Source organism: Stenotrophomonas sp. SrG (genome assembly GCF_050031795.1).
In the GTDB taxonomy this organism is placed as follows: domain Bacteria; phylum Pseudomonadota; class Gammaproteobacteria; order Xanthomonadales; family Xanthomonadaceae; genus Stenotrophomonas; species Stenotrophomonas rhizophila_A.
In genome coordinates this window covers 1-230 of record NZ_JBNBBE010001812.1, presented here as the reverse complement: position 1 = coordinate 230, position 230 = coordinate 1, and the positions used below count along the sequence as shown (strand labels likewise).

Annotated in this window: 1 protein-coding gene; it reads right to left on the bottom strand. The window is 79.6% G+C overall.

The window, feature by feature from the left end; translation table 11 throughout:
• On the bottom strand, positions 1-230 hold a 230-nt coding region (locus ACQG3P_RS25480; protein WP_426806596.1), incomplete at both ends, for a hypothetical protein.

Here is a 230-nt window from a genome sequence, read left to right as displayed (position 1 = left end):
CGCAGCCGCTCGGGCGGCCGATGACCCGGCCGGAGAGGAACCCGCGCGGCCCAGTGCGGTGGCGCCGCGCCGCGCGCGCTGCACACGGCGCGGGCGCAGCCATTCGGAGGAGCGCTCCATGGCCAGGTAGATCACCGGCGGGGTGTACCGCGTGACCAGCGGCGGGCTCAGCGGGCCGCCGACGGTGGGGATGCCCGGCGGGCGGCGCAGCTCCGTCCCGAGGCCGGTGC